Annotated in this window: 18 protein-coding genes and 1 pseudogene; 7 read left to right on the top strand and 12 right to left on the bottom strand. The window is 42.3% G+C overall.

Annotation, left to right across the window (positions count from 1 at the left end):
- Positions 1-39 precede the first annotated feature (39 nt).
- Positions 40-1,215: a tetratricopeptide repeat protein gene (locus tag MSWH1_RS08275; protein WP_082088071.1), complete on the bottom strand. Its 1,176-nt coding sequence runs from the start codon at positions 1,213-1,215 to the stop codon at positions 40-42.
- Positions 1,216-1,390: 175 nt separating this feature from the next.
- Complete coding sequence (locus MSWH1_RS08270; protein ID WP_048127664.1) at positions 1,391-1,930, bottom strand: PASTA domain-containing protein; 540 nt, start codon at positions 1,928-1,930, stop codon at positions 1,391-1,393.
- 360 nt (positions 1,931-2,290) lie between these two features.
- Here MSWH1_RS08270 and MSWH1_RS08265 point away from each other — a divergent pair, with 360 nt between their 5' ends.
- Positions 2,291-3,010 carry a DUF169 domain-containing protein gene (locus MSWH1_RS08265; RefSeq protein ID WP_048127662.1) on the top strand — a complete coding sequence of 240 codons (720 nt, stop codon included), beginning with the start codon at positions 2,291-2,293 and terminating at the stop codon, positions 3,008-3,010.
- A gap of 67 nt (positions 3,011-3,077) precedes the next feature.
- On the opposite strand, the gene MSWH1_RS08260 is transcribed toward MSWH1_RS08265, so the two are convergent.
- Both MSWH1_RS08260 and tnpC read right to left on the bottom strand, forming a co-directional pair.
- On the bottom strand, positions 3,078-4,466 hold the full coding sequence (locus MSWH1_RS08260) for a tripartite tricarboxylate transporter permease (RefSeq protein ID WP_048127660.1): 1,389 nt from the start codon (positions 4,464-4,466) through the stop codon (positions 3,078-3,080).
- 671 nt (positions 4,467-5,137) lie between these two features.
- Positions 5,138-6,593, bottom strand: a pseudogene (gene tnpC, locus MSWH1_RS08255) (IS66 family transposase).
- Positions 6,594-7,345: 752 nt separating this feature from the next.
- On the opposite strand from tnpC, the gene MSWH1_RS20520 reads away from it, so the two are divergent.
- A complete protein-coding gene (locus tag MSWH1_RS20520) occupies positions 7,346-7,477 on the top strand; it encodes a hypothetical protein (RefSeq protein WP_255350496.1) in 132 nt (43 codons plus the stop codon).
- 403 nt (positions 7,478-7,880) lie between these two features.
- Here MSWH1_RS20520 and MSWH1_RS19005 read toward each other — a convergent pair whose 3' ends face one another.
- The 3 genes from MSWH1_RS19005 to MSWH1_RS08230 form a co-directional block, all read right to left on the bottom strand.
- Positions 7,881-8,027: a hypothetical protein gene (locus MSWH1_RS19005; protein ID WP_156148109.1), complete on the bottom strand. Its 147-nt coding sequence runs from the start codon at positions 8,025-8,027 to the stop codon at positions 7,881-7,883.
- Positions 8,028-8,651: 624 nt separating this feature from the next.
- Complete coding sequence (gene tnpA / locus MSWH1_RS08235) at positions 8,652-8,987, bottom strand: IS200/IS605 family transposase (protein ID WP_231585730.1); 336 nt, start codon at positions 8,985-8,987, stop codon at positions 8,652-8,654.
- A gap of 85 nt (positions 8,988-9,072) precedes the next feature.
- Positions 9,073-9,600 carry a pirin family protein gene (locus MSWH1_RS08230; protein WP_052723147.1) on the bottom strand — a complete coding sequence of 176 codons (528 nt, stop codon included), beginning with the start codon at positions 9,598-9,600 and terminating at the stop codon, positions 9,073-9,075.
- Between the two features lie 268 nt (positions 9,601-9,868).
- Between MSWH1_RS08230 and MSWH1_RS08225 the strand changes: the two genes are divergently transcribed.
- A complete protein-coding gene (locus MSWH1_RS08225) occupies positions 9,869-10,777 on the top strand; it encodes a TIGR00269 family protein (protein WP_048127654.1) in 909 nt (302 codons plus the stop codon).
- 60 nt (positions 10,778-10,837) lie between these two features.
- On the opposite strand, the gene MSWH1_RS08220 is transcribed toward MSWH1_RS08225, so the two are convergent.
- The gene (locus tag MSWH1_RS08220; protein ID WP_231585366.1) at positions 10,838-11,848 is read right to left on the bottom strand and encodes a hypothetical protein; all 1,011 of its coding nucleotides are present in this window, start codon (positions 11,846-11,848) and stop codon (positions 10,838-10,840) included.
- 81 nt (positions 11,849-11,929) lie between these two features.
- On the opposite strand from MSWH1_RS08220, the gene MSWH1_RS08215 reads away from it, so the two are divergent.
- Positions 11,930-12,439: a hypothetical protein gene (locus MSWH1_RS08215; RefSeq protein ID WP_052722676.1), complete on the top strand. Its 510-nt coding sequence runs from the start codon at positions 11,930-11,932 to the stop codon at positions 12,437-12,439.
- 759 nt (positions 12,440-13,198) lie between these two features.
- Here the strand turns inward: MSWH1_RS08215 and MSWH1_RS08210 are convergent.
- Complete coding sequence (locus MSWH1_RS08210; RefSeq protein ID WP_048127652.1) at positions 13,199-13,873, bottom strand: molybdenum cofactor guanylyltransferase; 675 nt, start codon at positions 13,871-13,873, stop codon at positions 13,199-13,201.
- 168 nt (positions 13,874-14,041) lie between these two features.
- On the bottom strand, positions 14,042-14,878 hold the full coding sequence (locus tag MSWH1_RS08205; RefSeq protein ID WP_048127650.1) for a molybdopterin synthase: 837 nt from the start codon (positions 14,876-14,878) through the stop codon (positions 14,042-14,044).
- A gap of 363 nt (positions 14,879-15,241) precedes the next feature.
- On the opposite strand from MSWH1_RS08205, the gene radC reads away from it, so the two are divergent.
- Entirely contained in the window at positions 15,242-15,931 is a 690-nt protein-coding gene (gene radC / locus MSWH1_RS08200; protein WP_048130319.1) for a DNA repair protein RadC, read from the top strand.
- Positions 15,932-16,521: 590 nt separating this feature from the next.
- Here radC and MSWH1_RS20005 read toward each other — a convergent pair.
- On the bottom strand, positions 16,522-16,716 hold the full coding sequence (locus tag MSWH1_RS20005; protein WP_231591942.1) for a hypothetical protein: 195 nt from the start codon (positions 16,714-16,716) through the stop codon (positions 16,522-16,524).
- Between MSWH1_RS20005 and mmp11 the strand changes: the two genes are divergently transcribed.
- Together mmp11 and MSWH1_RS08185 are read left to right on the top strand one after the other, a co-directional pair.
- Entirely contained in the window at positions 16,708-17,553 is an 846-nt protein-coding gene (mmp11, locus tag MSWH1_RS08190; RefSeq protein WP_231591940.1) for a methanogenesis marker protein 11, read from the top strand. The genes MSWH1_RS20005 and mmp11 overlap by 9 nt on opposite strands.
- Positions 17,554-17,615: 62 nt before the next feature.
- Positions 17,616-19,265: an indolepyruvate ferredoxin oxidoreductase subunit alpha gene (locus MSWH1_RS08185; protein ID WP_048130318.1), complete on the top strand. Its 1,650-nt coding sequence runs from the start codon at positions 17,616-17,618 to the stop codon at positions 19,263-19,265.
- A 643-nt stretch (positions 19,266-19,908) separates the two neighbouring features.
- On the opposite strand, the gene MSWH1_RS08180 is transcribed toward MSWH1_RS08185, so the two are convergent.
- Complete coding sequence (locus MSWH1_RS08180; protein ID WP_048127646.1) at positions 19,909-21,129, bottom strand: homocitrate synthase family protein; 1,221 nt, start codon at positions 21,127-21,129, stop codon at positions 19,909-19,911.
- Between the last annotated feature and the right edge of the window lie 282 nt (positions 21,130-21,411).

Genomic DNA, 21,411 nt, shown 5'->3' with positions numbered 1-21,411 from the left:
CTGACTAAAAAAAAGACACAGTTTTATTCCGAAAAAAGGTTATCGAGCGTTCTGGTTTTTTTGCCGGCTGATTCTAGAAAGGATTTCGGTCTTGATTTCAAGAGCAGGAACAAAACCCGGTTTCAGTTCGAGAGCTCTGTTACAGCTTTGCAGAGCTTCTTCTTGTTTGTTCAGTTCTGAAAGGACAAGCCCCTTGCCTGCCCAGAGGCTGGGATCTTCCGGGGCAGACTGAAGAGCCGTGTCGTATGCTGCCAGAGCCTCCTCAAATCTTCCCATCCTGGAAAACAGACTGCTGATACATTTAAGGGCTTCCATATAATCATGCCTTATTTTGAGGGCTGAACTGTATGCTTCAAGAGCTTCTTCTTTCCGGTCAAGTGCAGAAAGGATTGCACCTTTTCCTGCCCAGGCTTCGGCATATTTAGGTTTTCTCCTGAGCACTTTTTCGTAGCATTCGAGAGCTTCTTCAAGCCTGCCAAGCCTGGCAAGGACAACTCCTTTATTGTCCCATACAATTTCAAAAGCCGGTTCAAGCTCAATTACCCTATCATAAGCATCTATTGCTTCCTCAAGCCGGCCCATTTCCGAGAGAAGTACACCCCTGTTGTACCAGACTCTGAAATCATCAGGGACTATTTCAAGCACCTGCTCTAGAAGTTGCAGGGCAGTTTCAAACCTTTTTGTGTTATATATCAGCATGGCTTTTTGAAAGAGCGCTGTGGCGTTCAGAGAGTCTTTTTCAAGCATCTCAGTGCAGGCCTGAAGTTCGTTGAAGAAAGGGAGGGAAGCATAAAGGTCCCTTACAGCCAGAAAAAGAGGCAGGATTTCATACTTTTTTCCACCAGTTGTCAAGGTTTTTGTTCCGGGATCGTATGAAAAAACCGCTGGTTCTTGCAGGGCACTTTTCATTTCATTATATTCAAGAGTGTTTTCAATACTTCCAAGCACTGTCTCCAGTTCAGATAGAGATCTGGGGGAAATAGGAGAGTCATTGGCTATGGAAAAGATGGACCTGAGATGCTTTCTGTGTTTTTTGTTATTTTTATTCCAGAGAATGGTTGAAATCCGGCTGCATGCAGCGAAAAATTCATTAAGACAAACGTACAGGTTCCTGTTCCCTGCGCTATTTAAATTTTCGAAACTCCTGAGTGCAACATTACACTGCTCCCGGAGTTCCGGAAGAAATATATCATATTCAGAATCAAGTCTTTTCATTCGTACCAAATCCTCTTATTAATACCAGATCCTCTCATCAGTACCAGATCCTCTCATCAGTACCAGATCCTCTCATCAGTACCAGATCCTCTCATCAGTGCTCTTTCATTCTGTTCATAATAGTTTTCTATATTTGTGTTCAGGAACCTGCAAGCTTGAGGGCAGACCCCTGTTCTCAGTGCCTTGAATATGGGCATAAAAGGGCGTTCTGGCTCAGATCAGGCTTAAAATTCCCTTTTTTTGCCACGACCAGATTTACGGCTGACCCTCTTTCAACGAACATTCCACCCTTTGGTTTCTGCTGGATAACATCTCCGAAATGTACACCTACTACAAAAATACTCTTTTCTACAATATTACCGGCACGCAGCCCCGCTTCTTCTAGCTTTTTAATAGCCTGTTCCAGAGGTAACCTTATAACAAGGGGCACTTCAACTTCTTTTTTCTTAGATTCAGTATCCGGTATTTCTGTACCAGGTACTTCTGGACTGAGTGCTTCTGAACCGGGTACGTCCGGAATGTTGCTTTTATTCTCTTCTCCCAGAACCTCTTCAAGAAGCTCGATGGCTCCACTGATCCTGAGGAGCACTTCTTTCAGGTTTTTCTTCCTGTTTTCAAGTTCCACAAGTTTTATCTCGATATCTTGGAGAATTTTCTGGCCTGACTCATATTCAGCCCTGAGTTCTACCAAACGCTGTTCAAGTTGTGCTTTCATTGTCTTGTAAACCCCGCTTCATGATTCATTGCTTCCAATTAAGCCAAAATCAGGCTTTGGCCTTAATTTCAGTTTTCTTTCTAAACAGCTTCTTTTAAATTAAGTAGTTTTGTTTTTTATTCAATCCTTTTATTTCATTCGATCATTTTATTTTATTTCATCTATAATTTCAATCCAATACATTTTAAGTTTTATATTTTCGCTCATCAGTAAAGGATCTCATGAATGTTATATAATGAGTGTTATGCAGCTTTATATACGTTCAGAAAAGTATACAGAAAAAAACTGAAAGAATCATTGCTTCTGATTTCTATATAAACCTTAAACCTTACACTATCTTTGAAATAAGGAGTCATCTGGATGGAAACAGTAAATTCCGAGCAAATTAACGAGATAAATGAGTACGGTAAAGAAATAATCGAATTGCTTCAACTGGAAACTTCACCAGTAGCAGTAGCCCTGGTTCCGAAAGGCGCTGAAATTCCGGAAGGGATACCACGGATCAAAGGGAAAATGAAACACTGCGAGATGGTGGACCATACACGCAAAACAAAAGAAGAGTTTTATGCCGTTCTTGAAGATCAGGCCTGTAAAGGAGGAGCTGCAGCAATGGGGCTTGGGCACATGCCTCCCAAACTGGCAAGCGGGGAGTTCTATTACGACAAACTGAAGCATTTTAAGACCCTGGAAGCTTCGAAAAAGACTCTTGAAAGAGTCCCCATGCTTGAGGCTGAATCCACTCAGGCAACCCTTTATGCACCTCTTGAAAGTGTAACCTTCGTGCCCGATGTTATTGTGATAATCTGTTCCCCTAAACAGATGATGCTCCTGACCCAGGCAGCCCTCTACAATGAGGGAGGGCGAATTGAAACCGAATTTGCAGGCAAGCAGAGCATCTGTTCCGATGCTGTTGCCAAGCCCTATCTTACAGGCAAAATGGGAATAACAGTCGGCTGTACGGGCAGCAGGACATATACGGGTATTCAGGAGTCAGAACTGACGGTTGGCATTCCCGTAAAAATGCTGAAGGATCTGGTAGAAGGGCTAAGGGCAATTGTAGGAAAAGCTCCTGCGCATTGATAAACAGAGGAAGATGCAGATGGTTACGGAGAGTTAAAGCTCCGTTTCGTCAACTATTCCCTCCCCTTTAAAAGAAATAAAGAATTACAGGCAGTAAAATAACTCCCATTGCATGGGATTTCCTGACTTTCATAAAAGACGGAAGCATGCCAATGGGGGTAGAAATTACAAAGAGGAAGAGCCCAAAAACCCCTGTAAAAAGAAAGACCGTTATTGCAAGCCCTGCAAGAACCCCGGTACAGAGTTTTGTGTAGTCAAATTTTTGGAGTATGTAGTGGGCATTATTCCCTATCCAGATCGTGGAAAAGTACGAAAACAGGGCGGTCAGCAGGATCGCGGCAAAAAAGAGCAGGATTACCTGAAAACCAAGTGACCCGATACCCAGGATTTCATTCACGGCAGCCATTGCCCCGCTCCGGGTCTTTCCTATAACCAGGAGGGCTACCAGCCCGAAAATAGCATTTGAAGTATTTACCCCGGAAACCGAGACAATGAATTCCTTTGAGCTTTCAAGAGTCTGGGGGTCTGCATAGGGGTCTGAAAAAAGAGAGGATTTTTGCCCTCCGGGCACAGGTTCAGAGCTTTCTTTTTTTATGGACATTCTGTCGAAGTCAGACTTTACAAAGAGCCCTGCCAGAAGGGCAGCAATAGCAGAAGAAACCCCGGGCAGCCAGGCTACAAGGGAACCTGCGGTGCTGCCAGTAAAGACTCCTCTCAGGATTCTTTTTCGGGAAAGTTCAAATTTAGAAACGGATTCTTCGGGAATCTCGGAGCTTGTGAGGAGGCTTATAATGAGCTGGGATGCCCCGAAAAGACCGCTGAGGAGAGGGAGGAGCACGGATGCCTGCCCGAGGCTTATAACAGGGACCAGATAATTTTCTCTTGAAAAAGCAAAGAGCCCCAGAGCTCCTGTGATCAAAAACAGGAAGAGAGCAAAAGCTCTGGACCTGTATTTTGCAAGTGAGCCCTGCCCCTTTGCCTCCTCACCTTTCTCACTCGCAAGCATGATAACTACAATCGTTAACAAGACCCATGCCATATACTCTTGCAGGTAAGGGTAAACAGCCCCGAAGAAAAGGGAAAAAGGTAATACAAAAAGCATGGATGCAACCACCGAGCCTGCACTTCCGAGTGCAGAGAGACGTACCGCTTCTGCTCCTGTGCCTTCAAGTAAAAGCCTGTGCCCCGGAAGAACTGCAAGTGCCGTGTCTCCGTCAGGTGCCCCCAAAAACACAGACGGAATAATGTCGTGAAAAGTATGCGAGACAGCATTTGAGAGGATTATAAGGGCAATGTAAAAAGGGGCAACTCCCCTCTCAGCCAGAAAAGGGGCAAAAGCTACAAGTGCAAGTGCAAAATTGTTTGTATGTATGCCAGGCAAAAGCCCTGAAAATATGCCAAGCAGGTAACCTACAAGCACAGAAAAAAAGATCAAGAACAAAGAAACGTCTTCCACTCAACCGGCACCCCATAAAATAATTATTTCATAATTGGACCCACTTCACCACATATTTCAAACACTTACTATTAATTTCACCACATTTACTATTAATACTTAATCTTGCTACGAAATACATTTTGTTTCATAGATGACCGGTTGAAGTCTAAATTTGAAGTCTAAATTTGAAGTCTAAATTTGAAGCCTGATACTGTTTATTCGCAATTGAAAGAAATATTAAAACAGAGAATAAATCCGAAATAAAGAGAAAAATTCAGAATAAATAAATATAAACCCACTTTCCGCAGTAAATTTTTGCATATTCACAATTTTTCTTGCTATCGATTTTCAATAAAACGTGGATTTATTGGACTTTTATGCAGGAGGTAAAGCAGTTATATGGTGTATCATAAAGACAAAAAAACGATATCATTCAATTTTCACCAGGTTCCATTAAAAGTCCAAATTAATTTGATTTGTTTCAAAAATGCTATCAGGGAAAATATTGATTTTTGAAAAAATACTGCGGAATGTGGGATAAAGATAACAAAATGAATAACTATAAACTTACTTTCGGCAGGTCGACATTATAAATTAGAATATTTTTTCCGATACCGTTTTAGAACTTTAAACGTAACTATTCAGCCACTGATAAAAAAGTATGTTTTTTCAGCAAAATGCTGAAATTCTCAGAATAATAGCGGCGCTCCTTTGAGCGCCGCGAGAATACCGTCTATAACAGGTAAATCGTTCTTTTTAATGGTTGAGATATAAGCTCTAATTCTGCAGAAAGCTTCCGCTCCTTGTATAGTTCTGAAAGTTCCTGATATTTTCTGCTGTAATTTCATCATCCTTATGTCTCTTTCTGCTTGGTTATTCTCAAACGGAACTCTCAAGTCATTGAGGAATCTCAGGATCTGTTTTTTGTTTTCTATAAACCTGTCAAGTAGGTTCCTTGCTTTTGTTTTTGGATTTTTACCACGTTTTCCTTGTTTTTCAGGGTTTAGAGAAGGTGGATTTTCTTCAATCCCTTTCATGACTACAGCATCGAACCTTTCTTCTAACACTTTAATTTGCTCAAAGTCCAGATCTTTGACCTGCTCTTTACACTCATCAGTATACTTTTTCATTTCTGTTAACAGTTCATTCATCTCTTTAGCCCATTGCTGTTTATAGTTCTCCTCAATTCCAGTAAGTTCTCTCTGGAGATGAGCATTGCAAAGAGCATGATCACATTCATAACTGTTATAGGGTTTCCATCCGTCATGAACTGCTATTCCTTTAAACTCTGGAAGAATTCCCATGGCATTAATTGCTTCTGATCCTCTTTTTGAGTGAGCAAAATAACAGGTGTATTTGTCATTAGAAGCTACATGAAGCCAATGCCTTTTTCCTTCAATTTTCATCCCAGTTTCATCACAATGGATTACAGGAGAAGTTATTAACCTCTCCTGACTCACATTTTCAAACTCCTCTAAATTCCGGAAGCATTCTTTTTTCTGCTCTGATTATCGTAGCAGAACAGATTTTTATCCCCATAACGTCATCAAAAAACTCTAAAATCCTTTTATAGGGAATAAACTGGTAGTTTTTACAGTAAATTGCTGAAGCTAAAATATTAGGACCATACTGGACGGGATATTTCACAGATTCTGGAAAAGAAGCTTTATTTGATTTTCCACAGTGAGTACAGGTCTTAATCTGACTTTGATGTTCCGTAACAATTAGATTTACAGGAGGAATATCAAAAATTTGTCTTCTCTCATAAGCTTCAACTTCAACATCCTCAAGAGTATGTCCACATTCTTTGCAGCAGGTCAAAGAATGTTCAATTACCTAATCAGGATCATTAACCATATCAAGAGTTGTGCCTGGATGACCTTCTTGACCTCCAGGTTTCTTCCCACTCTTTTTCCGGAGACTCTTGGGATTAGGTTTTTCTTTGACTAAAAAGTCAGTAGAAGGAGGTTTACTGCTGTTTCTGCTATTTTGATTTAAGCGAGATTCTAAAATCCTTACACGTTCTTCTAGTTCAGCAATTCGAATAGCTTGTTCTTCTATGATAGTTTCAAGTCTCTGGATTACAGAAATTACAGCTTCAGGACCAGCTTCATAGATAACGAGGATCTCTTCACGTGTAAGCATAATAACGAAACAAAATAGGATTCAATTTATATGCAATTTTTCCTCGAAAAGAGGAAAAATTGTAGCCTTTCAAAGGCTACCTGAATTGTTACCTTTAAACAACTATTTATTAAATTTAAAGCTGGTTAACGTGTGACCCAACTCTCAAGACCTATATAAGCACTGAATCATTTTTTCATTAAAGTTTAGTATGATAGATTAATAATTGGTCATATGTAAACCTAACAACTACACACAATTATGGGGCATCATTTCAAAATCGCCATCAACAAAAATTATCAAAAATTAAATGTCGACCTGCCGAAGGTAAGATAAAGAAAATAGACCGGGAATAAGAAAAAGAGAACAGAACCACAGAAAGGGACAAAAAAGAAAACAGAACAGAAAAAATAGAACAGAAAAAGAAAACGAAAAGGTAACTTAAGTAAATTTGATTTGAATTTAAATTTAAGTCAATAATTTAAAACCTGATATTATAAATAAATTTCCCTTGGAATAATGTCCCTTTACTGGACGGATGGCTTTCCGACAGAAAATATTAAATAAAGAATTTGCCTGTACGGACAATTTTAGCTTATCTATACGATAACCCACTTGAAAATTTTGAAAGCGCTTTATTACATCAAAGAAAAAGAAAAATCATTTCCACTTATGTTTTATATCTAACAGTTATATTATGTAATGTAGTCCTAAATGCCAATATTGAATGGGGTTCATGAGAGCATTTAGCAAAAAACAGCAGATCAGGGTAAATGAGGTTCGCCATTCCTCAATCCTGCTTTGCCAACCCGGAACCCCGCCCGGATGAGGTGACTATTGAGGTTTTTTGCCATTCCTCGGTCCCCGGCACCGGGAGAGGTTTCAAATACGGAAGCCGGAAATGAGGTTCGCCATTCCTCAACCGGCCCCCGCAGATATCAGAACAACGGAGAAGTGGGAGGCAAATCCCTCTCTAAAACTATTTTTCCTCTCACTTCCATCCTGTTCTCTAAGAAGTTGCCTTAAAATTCAAACCATTTCTACATTTGGATAGTGGTCATTGCTGGCTTTAAATTCAGACTGTAAATTTATTACATCAGGCTCACTCACTCGATGTATGAAAGCAAATACATTAGACATCATGGTTAAAATTTATACTTTAGACATTTAACAGTTTAATGACACCGTTTTTCAGTTCAAATGATAATTACTGTCATCATTGTAAAATCAAATTTAATTTCAAGACACGCTCTAAACTATCTCACTCGATTTTTGCGCCCTTTCGGTCAGTCTTCGTTTTGCTTCCTTTTATCTTCCTCTCTGCCTTTTATCTCCCTCTCTACTTACTTCTGCCTCTCCTGACTCTCCCCTACCTGGATGATCCACTATCATATCACTTCCTCTCCCTGGCTGTATTTCTTTCCTATCGCTTCCCCTTCCCGGTCGATTATGCATTTTCTCATCTCCTCTTTTCAGTCTTTTTGCTTTTTTCCGTTAATTTTTCCGATCTTATTTTCAGCTATTTTCACCTTTTTGCCTGTGTTTCCGCTTCCTGCGGGGGAACATCAATAAGGACAAATTCTACAGGTGCACCGGAAGAAACAGCTTCCATATGGATAGCCTGTTCCAGGTACGAGCCTGGTCTCCCGGTCCGATTCTCTAACTATTTACAGAGAGCTCACCTGCAGAAATGTAAATGAAGATACGACGGTTCTCCTATGGTGTGAACTACCCCACCCTGCTTTCTGATGAAAGCGAGGACGGAACTTCCTTCGAGTGATTACGTCACCTGGATATTTGCATAATGAAAGTATCCATCTATAATCCTGTTTGTCGAAGATAATCAGAATCTTTCTGATAGCTTGTCCGCAAAGCATTTTGTGATAAGAATCGCTTCATGATGTTGATAGCACTATTTCTATCTTTATCAATAACGTTTCCGCAATCACATTTCATAATTCTTTCCCAAAGAGGCATGTCGCGTCTTTTCTTCAGTTGGATTGATCTTGATCTTCTTCGTCAGATGCATATTTGCCCTGGTTTTCCACATATCAGTATATCTAAGGTTACTTGCCCTGTTTATGCGATAAAATACGATCTTGACCAGAACATATCTTTCCATAACATAGTTTTATTTCTTGAAAATTTTTTGCGAACCTCCCTTGAAGTTATTGTCTTGATGGTGTTAATATACTTTGGAATATCAAGCGAAGGTTTTGCTGAAAATAATAAGTGAAAATGGTCTTTGTCACACTCTATATTCAGCACTTCAACATCGAATGTTTCACTTATGTTATGGATTTTTGTTTTGAGAAAATCAATTATCGGAGGATTCGTTAGATCTTTTCTTCTATATTTCACACACTGAATGAAATGAGAATGGAGTGAATACACAGAATGGCCCCTACAATTCATTTTATTCTGAATAGTTATAACTATATAGACATATCTATAAGTATAAATAAATATGTTACTGTTGTTTTGTAAAAGTTGATGGCTTTCATCCCCCACCTGTCGCTGCCGCTCTGAGGAAGGGGACTTCCCGCCTTAGAGTTAAACGATTTTTCCACCCGGATCCCTCGAATTTTTTCTGTAAGTATGCAGGTTCAAGGCTGTTTCCGGAAGGTAAAATCCAGATCTGGTAAAAATGCAGAGGTTCGTTTCCTGTGTTTATCTCAGAATGCTGTATTCCGGTACCTGCGGTAATGCACTGTACATCTCCTTTTCCAAGGAGTCCTCTATTCCCCATATTGTCTTCATGCGTTATCTCCCCTTCAAGCACAACCGATATAATTTCCATATCAGAGTGAGGGTGAGTTGAAAAAACTTTGCCCTGCTGGACAGTGTCATCGTTAAAAACGCACAGGCTTTCAAACTGGACGTTATCCGGATCATAGTAATTTGAAAACGAAAAAAGCATGTAACTCTTCATCCATCCGGGATCCTCAAAATGCCTGGCTTCTGCCGGAATGATTCCTATTACAAAGAGGCCCCCTTTCCCATTTCCCCTGTAATTATTTGAATACATGAATAATAAGTAAGGTTTGATTGCTGAGAAGGATATACCTTTGGAAACATAGTTTAGGAATAAAGTTGAGGAAGCCTTCGGAGGTAGATATAAAAAATACTCCGGCTTCTCCAGAAGACATGTAATAAACCATATATACGAGGGGTCCCCTTCCTAAAAAAAGGATTTAAAAAGGATTTAAAAAGGATTTAAAAAGAATTTAAAAAGGATTTAAAAAGAATTAAAAAGGATTTAAAAAGAATTAAAAAGGATTTAAAAAGGATTTCAAATGACGATTAAATGTAAAAAATGTAATCATGAAGCTGTTATTTTTCAAAAATACTCCGGTATGCATCTCTGCAAAAGACATTTTATAGAGGATGTTGAGAGGAAAATCAAGCTGACAATCCGGAAAGAGTACAGCATCAGGAAAAATGATGTAATAGCCGTTGCTCTGAGCGGAGGAAAAGACAGCTCGGTTGCTCTCTATATAATTCATAAGATCCTGGGAGAAAGACCTGATATTCAGATCGTGGCAATTTCAGTCGATGAGGGCATACATGGATATCGTCCCCAATCCCTTGAACTTGCAAAACAGCTTACAGAAACACTTGGAGTCCGGCACATCATAAAGTCTTTTAAAGATGAACATGGGGTTACAATGGACGAACTGGCTGTAATGGATCGGGAGAAAGGCACATGCAGCTACTGCGGAGTTCTCAGAAACAGCATCCTTAACAGGACAGCGCTTGAAATAGGGGCAACGAAACTGGTAACAGGGCACAACCTGGATGATGAAGCCCAGACCATTCTCCTCAACCACTTCAGGGGAGATATGGAACGAATGGTCAGGCTTTCTCCTTCTGCAGCAATCGAAGGGCTCGTAATGAGGGCAAAACCCCTGCGGAATATTCCTGAAAAGGAAGTGGCACTCTATGCCCTGATAAACTCCCTGCCTGTGGACTTCAGCGAGTGTCCGTATGCAGGAGAAGCTCTTCGAGGGGAAATCAGGGAACTGTTGAACAGTTTTGAGACAAAGCATCCGGGCACCAAGTATTCCCTTCTCCGCGGCTTTGACAAGCTCGTAGGAGCCCTTGCAAAGGAGCTTCCTCCTGCAAAAATCGATAAGTGCAGAATCTGCGGGGACACCTGTACTGAAGATCTCTGCCAGGCGTGTAAACTGCTTGGAAGGACCTGAAAAAAAGCAGAAAAGAAATGAAAGCAGAAAAGAAATAGAAAAAAGTGTTGGTTTCAGGATTTAGAATCCATCAAGATTAGAAAGCAGGTCATAATGGTTATAGAGATCCCTCCCCTCCCCGGCCAGGTAGAGACGAGTCCATAGGACAGCAGTAAGTGGCTGCAGTACAAGCAGCGGGACGATATATGTAATGCCTAAGACCAGAGTGTTTTGTGAACCCAGATACTCCCCGACGATACTATTGACGAAAGCCAGCCCGATGACAATTATCCAGATCAAGAAAACATCGAGTTTATTCCTCATGAAAAACCTGTAGCCTGTTTTTAGAGCACCAAGAGGGTCAAGTTCGTCGATTACGAGAGCGTAAGGGGCAAGGGAAAGTACGATATTTACAACTATGATATAGATTCCCCATACAAGGATTCCTATAGCGAGTGTGCCCATACTCTCCACAGATGCCTCCGGATTCTGTATCAGACCGCTCAGGTCCCCGATTGTAAGGGCTCCAGGCACTATGAAGACAATGCCCGCAAGAAGCATGACGGTGACCAGCAGGTTTGTGAGGAAAAGCCTGAAAGCGTTTTTCGAACCGGATTTGACCATATCGGATAGTACGGTATCCCCGGTCTCAGAAGCTTTTTTTGCCATCCCGATTGCCCCTGCTGTGAAAAATGCCTGTAAGAACATGCCAAGCAGGGAAAAAACGATAATTGCTAGCACCGAGACTGCCATATTGTCCCTAACCCCTGTCCAGATCATGTTATAAAGTTCTGCGGGAGGGAGAGTAGAAAGATCAACTACGCTTCCTGTGTTTGAGGCAAAGAACAAGAACCCCATTAAGCCAAAGAAAAAGAAATAAAGAATCAAACTAACAAAAAAATTAAGGATAAATGGAATACAAATGTTTAAATTCCTGGTCCAGGTCTTGAAGCCTCTATTAAGTGTTATTTCAAAATCTTCATACATGTGAAATGACCTTCCGCTTATAAAGCAGTGGTCCTGCCTGCCTCCTGAAATTCCGCCTTTACTGATTATAAAAATCGGGCTGGTATGAAGGCTCACAGATACCATTTTCGCATACATATGCAGAAGATAAATATATAATCTCTTATTCAGGTAAAAACTAAATAAACAAACGCAGTAAATGATTCCATGAAAAAACTTGAATATTATAATACCTCTCCGGCCCCCAAAGAATCCAAAGCAAACGACACCATGGATGAAATTGTTGTCGTTGGCCACTGCCTGCTTAACCCCCTTGCAAGGATCAAAGGCGTAAAGCCGGCAACCCCTGTTGACGCAAGAGGAATAAACGTGATCCAACTCCCCTGCCCCGAAGCCATGTACTTCGGAATGAGGCGCCGGGAAATCACGAAAGACCAGCTCGAACACCCTTCCTACAGGCGCTTCTGCCGGAAAATCTTCACCCCCCTTGCAGACCTCCTAGAAGACCTCGCAACAAACGGCACAAACATCAGGATAATCGGCATCCCAAAAAGCCCCTCCTGCGCCGTGGAAATCACAAGCGTCGGCGGCGAGCCCGGAAAAGTAAAAGAATTCCACCACAGCCATGCCCCGGGACCGGGTGTGTTTATGGAAGAGATTGTAAAAGAGCTTGAAAGGCGCGGGGTTAAGTTTGAGATAGAGGATGCCCACCAGTAAAGAAATTGAGTAAAAATTTCCGTAGGAAAAGTAAGATTCAGTTTTAATTCAGTAAGCCAGAACCACCAGATTGAATCGGGTCTAAAAACCCCGGGCTCTCACCGGTATTCGTAAATGACCGGCTTTCTCATAATGAAGCATAAACAAAGATGTAAAAACCTGAAGATACCAGTTCCTTTTGAAAAAAAGGTTAATTGCTTCATTGAAATCAAATCCGCATCCTGCCACGCTGGGTTTCAACATAATGACCCCCTTCACTATAAATCGAGGCATAACTGAACGCGACAGAAATCATATTCGATGAAAAACTTTAGGACTCCTGTAGAATAAAAATCAAAATCAAAATTTGGCTCTGGAACTGCTAAAAGGTCAGGAAGAAATCACACGTTAACCAGCTTTAAACATAAAAAATAGTTATCTAATGCTCTAAAACGGTATCGTAAAAAATATTCAAATATCTAATGTCGACCTGCCGAAAGTAAGATTAAGAAAATCAACTTTGCTATTATATCCAAGAAAAATTTAAGATAATATTTCAGCAGCTATCCAGAGATAAAACCTGCATAAAAAAATAATTGAAACTAAAAAGTAGAGAGGGTTGTCAGCTAAATAATTTTCTATTTTGTAACATAAATTACGGAAAAGCCGCGCAAAGCGCGGGAAATGAACGGTTTGAGGCATCCCAATCATCCGAGGCAATGCGAATCAGGCTATTTAGGGAATTAGAAAATAGATCAACAACGTTTTACCGGAATTTTATTATAATTTCGCTTTTTCCACCGCAGATTCGATCATACTTTCAAGATCTTCAACCGTATTGATATTCGCAAAAGTCCTAAGTTCAGGATCAAGTACCTGAATTTCCGATATTTTTACAAAAATAACATCAGGCATTTCGAAAACCGGCGTAAGCACTGAATGTTTACCTCTCTCAAAGGCTTTTTCAATTTTGGGAATCAGTTTTCTGGAATAAACTGCATGCAGAGACTCAAACATTCTCTCCTTCCACCTCGGGAGAGCAACGTCATGTCCCTCAGCTTTTTCAAACAGCAGGTCTACAACCCTAATATTTACAAAAGGCATATCTCCGGCGCAGACAAAAGAGTATTCTGATCTGGATTCAAGCAGTCCTGCCCGGATACCTTCAAGGGGGCCGGCATCCTCTATGGAATCAAAACAGAAACGGATTTCACGGGAAGGGAATTTTTCAAGCACCGGGAGGAGTTTTTCTTTCTGGGAACTGTCGCGGACCGAGAGGATTACCTCGTCTACAACATTGAAAAGGTTTTCAAGCAGACGTTCGAGGATGGTTTTTCCTTCAAATTCGAGGAGGGCTTTTTCGACCATGCCCATCCGGCGACCCCTGCCTCCTGCCAGAATGATTGCGCTTCTGGTTTTTGTTCTCCCCGGTTTAAGTTCTGTTTTTCCGCTCATTCAATTTCCGTCCCGATTTTTGCTGCTCTTAGCTTCTTTTTTTTAATCGGCTCTTCTTCTTTTCTTTTCTTCTCTTCTATTCATCTCTTCAATTCTTCTCTTCTATTCTTCTCTTCTATTCTTCTCTTCTATTTTTATTTTCTTCTTTTCCTGTTACATTTTTTGTATTCAGGTGTGTTCCCTGTCGTGGACCCAGAACTCTTCTTTTTCCGTAAACTCCTTTTTCCAGATGGGAGCTTCGGCTTTTACCCTCTCGATAGCTTCACTGAGGGCTGGGAAGAGTTCGGTTCTGTGGGCGGATGCGATGACGATGTAGACTATGTCTTCTCCGGCTTCGATGACGCCGGTTTTGTGGTGAATAAAAACTTCGAGGATGCCTTCTTTTTGCTTGATTTCCTCGCGGATTTTGTCAAGGACCTTTGAGGCTTCGGGCTCGTATTTCTCAAACTCGAGCCTGGCTGTCTTTTCCTCTCCTGCAAGCTCGCGGACGATACCGGTAAAGGTGCCGATTGCTCCTGCTTGCTGGATAGCCGGGTTTTTCCGGGCTTTCTTTATAAGCGCGTCCAGAGTGTAGTGGTCAGGCTGGGCAAGGGTCATTCCGACCAGAGAGGCTGCCAGTTCCTCGTGTATATCGGAGTTTTCCGGAAGCTTCATGATGACATTAGAGACGCCTTCAAGGCCACCAAGTGCTATTTTTGGAAGCTTGCTGTCCTTAAACCCTTCCACAACCGCAAAATCAAGCCCCCGGTCGCAGAGCATATCAAGGGCATCTTCAAGGTCGGAGTCTCTGGAGAAGCTGACAAGTTCAGAGCCCGTGATCCCTATTACCATGTCTGCCCCTGCATCAAAGTGCCTGCCAGTATCTGTTTCCTCGGAGTTGAGACGCTGTTCTCCCATGTGCTTTACAGTACCTACTGTCCCAAACCCGGAAAGTTGCCGGACCAGGGCTGAAACAAGGGCTGTTTTCCCAGATTTCTTATACCCTACAACAGAAATGACCTTCATCAAAGAGCCTTATGGACTTCCCGGTATAAGTAAGGGTCGGCGCCTTTTACCCGGCTCGATTTAAATACAACTCTTTGTATGTCGGGGCATTGTTCATTTATTGTCAAAAACAATGGCGAGTCTGGATATATATAATTTTAATTGGACTTTATATGTAAAAACATTCAAATATTAAAACGATCAATAGAAACTGTTTATAATATAATTGACTGTTCGCCCGAACAGTTACTGCCAATAAAGGCACAGATTCTACCAATAAGGGTACAGATTCTGCCAATAAGGGTACAGATTAGTGCTCTGTATACAGCAAACATGCCAGTCATGAGTATCTATTCGGTCAGGATGGAAGAGGGGGGATGGAATGTGGAAGTAACCAAAATAAGGATTCAGGATATTCCTGAGGAAGAGCGTCCCAGGGAACGGCTCATTAAGAACGGGCCGGAAGCCCTTTCAAACGCTGAACTGCTGGGAATAGTCCTGAGGACAGGGTCAAGGGAAGAGAATGTTGTTAGCCTGTGCGGCCGGATATTATCGGAATACAGCATCAAGCAACTTAGCCTTGCAAATGTTTCAAGGCTTACACAGGTCAAAGGGGTTGGAAAAGCAAAGGCTACCCAGATAGCTGCAGTTTTTGAACTTGCAAGGCGGCTTGAGACGTTTGTGGAAGAACCGAAACGGAAAATCTGTTCTCCGAAGGATGTCTATACTCTGATGTATCCTAAAATGCGGGAACAAAAAAAAGAAAAATTTATAACACTGTACCTTGATACAAAAAATCAGATCCTGAAAGAAGAAGTAGTATCCATAGGCAGCCTGAACGCCAGCATCGTGCACCCGCGCGAGGTTTTTAAGTTGGCTCTTCTTGAATCCTCAGCATCGGTGATCATGGTTCACAACCACCCCTCAGGAGACCCGAGCCCTAGCAGGGAGGACATAATGGTCACTGAAAAACTTGTTGAAGGAGGAAAGCTTCTTGGGATCGATATTCTTGACCATATCATCATAGGAGATGGCAGGTACGTGAGCCTCAAAGATGAGGGCTTTGTAAGGTAAAAATAAAAATAAACAATGTATCATTACATATGATTTTTTTAATGAGTATATGGCAAAAATGGCTACTTCGGATGGAATAATTCCTGGTTCTCCCGTATATTCTGCTGGTGTGGCCTTTCAAATAAAGTCGAAGCATCAGTTGTAGTTGCCCGCCGTGGGGGAGCGATCAGAGCATTTGATACCCTGAACAACTTATTATACAGTAAAGAAATGTTTCTTGCAGGCTCAAGCTACTGAGCATGGTTCACGGAAATGTCAAAGGAGAGGTCGAACAAGATCAGGAAGGCATCGAGAATCTGATGAATCTCGGGCAAAATATGGCATGGCTCTTGAAAAAAACTCATTGTAATTGAGATAAAACAGTTAGATACTTGTATTGTAAGATTCTTATACTCGAGCCCGGTTTACCCGGAAAAACTCTACCTTATTCAGGGTAAACCTTTACCTTATTCAGGGTAAACCTTTACCTTATTCAGGGTAAATCTTTACCTTATTCAGGGTAAACCTTTACCTTATTCAGGGTAAACCTTTACCTTATTCAGGGCAAACCTACGATACCTATATATATTTATAGGAAATGGGCTTTCCGATCAAACAAATTTATCCTCCCACTTTCTATCCCCTATAAAAAGGAGGTCTTCGGCATTACAAAACATATAAACGCCTGTGCACTGGATAATAGACAGATTGAGGAGATTACTCTGGACGACCCCTATACTGTACCTTACAGGGGCATTTATGCGGTCTGTGACGCGAAAAACGAGTACGCGGAGATTATGGAACACTCCAACTGCTACAGCGGAGCAGCCTGGTCCCTTTACCACTACGCAAAAGCTCCTCTTATCCTGAAAGCCCGTTCGACGGGAAATATGATACGCTATTTAATGAAAACCGGAACCTCAAAACTCGAACTCAAACCCTCGATTGCAGCCGCAGGCATAGAATCCGTGATCGTGCAGGGGGACGAAGTGGAGATCACCTATGCAGGGCTGGGAGGCGGAGGCGTTGGTGCAACCCGCTGCAGAGCACTTGCAGACGGAGTTCTGCGTTACAGGATTTCTGAATCAGGAGGAGAACGCTGTGCCAAGGGAACAGTTGTGGTTCCCCGCAGGGACCGCGTCCTTATAGGCATAGATGACACCGATTCAAAGGATGTAGGAGCCACCTGGACCCTGACCCATAACATCGCAAAGGAACTGGACTGCCAGGAAGCCGTTTATCTTTCCCATGCCCTTGTCCAGCTCTTTCCTGTTCCGGAAAAGACTCAGAACTGCATGTCAACGGTTTTGGAATTCGGCTGCGTGGACGAAAAAGCAAAGTCAAGGCTCATAGACTCTTTGAAAAAAGCCCTTAAAAAATACAGCGCATCCAGAGAAACAGGGCTTGTAGTACTATCTGATTTTTACGCAAAAGGGCTTTACTCATACAGCAACCGCTGCCGAACCGAAAGGGTCTCGAAGGCAGACGCCCTGCACTGCGCCGAAGAAAACAATGTGGAAGTCCTGCTTGACGGCAACGGGGTAATAGGCGCTCTTGCCGCCCTGCCCTGGTTCGCAAAACCCGAAGAATCCATTATTCCCGGAACAGAAATAAAGTCAATGAACATGGAAAAAACTGTTTAAAAACTGATAAAACGGTGCCGGAATTTATCGAAAATCCTATCATTCCCGGAAGGGGGGTCGACTTGAATGAAAAAGTAGCACCATGTAATGGGTTTGAAGCCCTTTATCTTGCAGCCATCGACAGTGATGTCACACTTATAACAGGGGTACCGGGATATCCTGTTACCTCCCTAATGGAACTTTTTTTGAAAACAGCTAATCCATCAACTTCATCAATTAAAACCGATAACTCATCAACTCCCACACACAGTTCAACTTATAGAGCCAGATGGCTTACAAACGAGAAAGTTGCGCTGGAAATAGCACTTGGAGCGTCGGTTTCAGGCACAAGAGCTCTTGTGCTTGTAAAACACGTTGGGATGAATCTGCTTTCCGACCCCCTTATAACTTCGGTTACGCACACTATAGGTGCAGGTCTGGTAATCATTGCAGGGGACGACCCCGGAGTAAAAGGCTCTCAGAATGAGCAGGATTCCCGCTGGTATGGCAGGATCGCTGAAGTTGCAGTATTTGACCCGGTAGGTCCCGATGCTGCATACAGAACCCTCCGGCGGGCTTACGAACTTTCAGAAGAAACCCATGTCCCGGTCATTATAAGAGTAACCGCAGGCCTGGAGAAAAGTAAAGGAAAAGTCCGGCGCCTCCCTACATCTTCAGCAGTTCACCCCCGGTTTGACCGTTCAATCTGGGGCCTCCGGATGGTGGAAAAACACCAGCATTTTCATTCAAAAGTTTACCCGGTGCTTGAAGCTGAAGCTGAAAACACCGACCTGAACGAAATAAAAGAAGGAACAGAAGAAATCGAAGCGGAAACACAGGTTTCTGAACAAAAAGAAGTAGAACGGATTAAAGGAGTTGAACGATTCGGAATTATATCCTCGGGTTTTGCGTCCTCAATTGTGGAAGATACGCTGAAAAAATCAGGCTGTTACCCTGGAGTTTCCCATCTTGTACTCAACCTTGTAAATCCCCTTCCCCTGCAGAAAATCGGAAATTTCCTTAAAAATAACCGGAGAGTCCTGGTAGCTGAAGAGTCAGAACCTTTCATAGAAGAGCAGATTCTTATCGCAGGCAATGTCTGCGGCAAAAAAACGGGGCACCTCCCATACGGGCAAATAATGCCGGAAGATATCGAGTTTGCCCTTGAGCATATCGAAGATAAAATGATCCCGAGTCCTGTAGATTCTGTTCGTACCGAATCAGGGAAAAAAGACAGGACTGCCATCTGCGAGGACTGTCCTTATCTCCCCCTGTACCATTTTCTCCGCATACCTGACGTTCAAATCGCTGGAGACATGGGATGTTCGGTCCGGAGCGCACCCGAACCCCTTGCTGCAGTTGATGTCAGCTTTGCCCTGGGTTCGGCGATCTCGGTTGCCTGCGGCTTTGAGAAAAAAGGCATAGCTGTAATCGGAGACTTTGCCCTTGCACATTCCGGCATCCTCGGGCTCTTAAATGCTGCAAGCGAAGGTTCTGAAGTGCTTGTACTCGTGCTCCAGAACGAAGTTGCAGCCATGACAGGTGGGCAGAAAGTCCCTGACCTGCGAAAAGTGGTAAAAGCAATAGTACCTGATGTGTCTTTTTTTGATTTAGATCGAGAAGAAGGAAAAAAACCGACTCCCGGTTCAGAACTTTCTGACCTGATCCTGGAAAAACTCGCCCTTCCGGGAATTTCAGTAATTTATATAAAAGGCCAGTGCAGAAAATACTAAGACATTGGGCTCTATTATTTTAACTTACTTTAATTTTTGAGGTGCCTGAATCGGTAAGATATTCAGACACAGATTTTTCGGCTCTTTATCATTCTCTATGGATAAGACGATTTTCACTTCAAGACCGCGTTGGTTTTTATGAGAATAGCCACACAAAACAACGAAGAGCCGATTTTTCTACCGATATACTTTGTAGATTTTTTACATATTTCTTTGTAAGAGCGTGTCTTAAAATGAAATTTGATTCTACAATGGTGATAGTAATTATCATTTGAACTGAAAAACAGTGTCATTAAACTGTTATACATCGAGCGAATAAGCCTGATATAATAAATTTACAGTCTGAATTTACCAGTAATGACCACTATCCAAATGTAGAAATGGTTTGAATTTTAAGAAGCTTCTAAGACCTTGCTCCTGCGTCGAGCAGGTTGTACGGGTTAAAGAAATCGTAATTTAGTCCCCTGGACAAAGTTCACTGCTAAAACCCATAAATAAGTCCTCTTGAGCGCAGCGAAAAGGACCGCGTACTGTTGCGATTACATCGCAACTCTCAGAAAATCTCCGATTTCCTGCGATCCCAAAGCGCAATTCGGGTGAGGCACAATTCGGGCGTGAAAGACATCTTCATTTTTTATTCACTTTAGATAGAAATCTTCTCTTCACCTTCAAATGTACCTGTTTTCTGTTCCTGCATGACCTGGGTAATGAGCCTTTCAAGCTGCTCCCGTGAGATGCTTTTACGCTTTTCTTCGGTGCATACCTTGACTTTTTCGATCAGGGCACAGAGTTCGTCTCTTTCAAGGCAGAAACCGATGCTGTTGATTATGCCTTTCAAGGCTTTTGTCCCGGTGTGCTTTCCGACAACAAGGTTGCGTTTTCCACCAACCATTTCGGGAAGGAAAAGTTCGTAGGTCCTCGGCTCTTCAAGGATTGCAGCGACGTGGATTCCGGATTCGTGAGTGAAGGCATTCTGTCCGACAACGGCTTTGTTTACCGAGGGTGTAATGCCTGAGTATTCCGAGATCATTCTGGAAAGTGCGGTCAGCTTTGTTGTATCATAGCGGTCGATCCCGTACTGTACCCTGAGAGCTACCATCACTTCTTCAAGGGAGGCGTTTCCTGCCCTTTCTCCAATAGCGTTGACTGTTGTATGGAGCTGCTTCGCCCCGGCTTCAGCAGCTGCAAGAGTGTTAGCTGTAGCCATTCCAAGGTCATCGTGGCAGTGGATACAGATTGAAGTGTTTACGGACTTAAAGATCTCACTCACAAGGTAGTGGGTTGTGATTGGATTCAGGATGCCCACTGTATCTGCAAGGCTTACATACTGCACTTTGTACTCGGTTTCAACTTCCTTGAAAGCCTGCTTGAGACGGTCAACCGGCGTACGGCTTGCATCTTCAGCTGCAAAACGCACCTTTAAACCATGATCAGTTGCATATTCAATGGCTTCCTTGGCACAGCCGAGCATATCCTCAAAACTTCTGTGATACTTATATTTGAGGTGCATGTCGGACATTGCAATGAAAATGCTCACAATATCGACGTCACATTCAAGGGCAGCATCAACATCCCCTTTTACTGCTCTTGAGAGGCAGCAGATCCTTGAATTAAAGCCCTGGTTTGCAATTTCCTTTACGATTTCCTTTTCGTATGCGGAAACTACCGGAAATCCGGCTTCTATAACTTCAATACCCATGGAATCAAGCTCACTGCCTACTGCAAGCTTCTGTTCTTTTGTGAACACAACGCCAGGGGTCTGTTCCCCATCGCGTAGAGTCACGTCACAGATTTCGATATCAAGGGGGCGATATTCGACGAAGTCCATAAGTGTATTTCTGGAGTACTGCTCGCTCTCTGACATGGTTATTGTTTCCCGTGATTTTTATTATTTTGAGGAATTTGTGATTATTTTTAATGATATTTGTCTCAACTGCCCTGAAAAGCAATTCAAAGGCATAGATAAGAAAGTAAGAGGCTAAAACACTATTAGAAGTCAAAAAATCTTATATTTAGCTAAGATAAGCATTAGCTTTACCTACACATGTATAAATGTTTTCCTTGGAGGAAAAGAGTTTCCGTGAGCAATATTCCTATTTTTGGTAAAAAATAGGGGTAAAAAATTCGCTTTCAGTTCTTCAACCTG

The organism is Methanosarcina sp. WH1 (genome assembly GCF_000970005.1).
Lineage (GTDB): Archaea > Halobacteriota > Methanosarcinia > Methanosarcinales > Methanosarcinaceae > Methanosarcina.
This window is presented reverse-complemented; position numbering and strand designations above follow the sequence as displayed.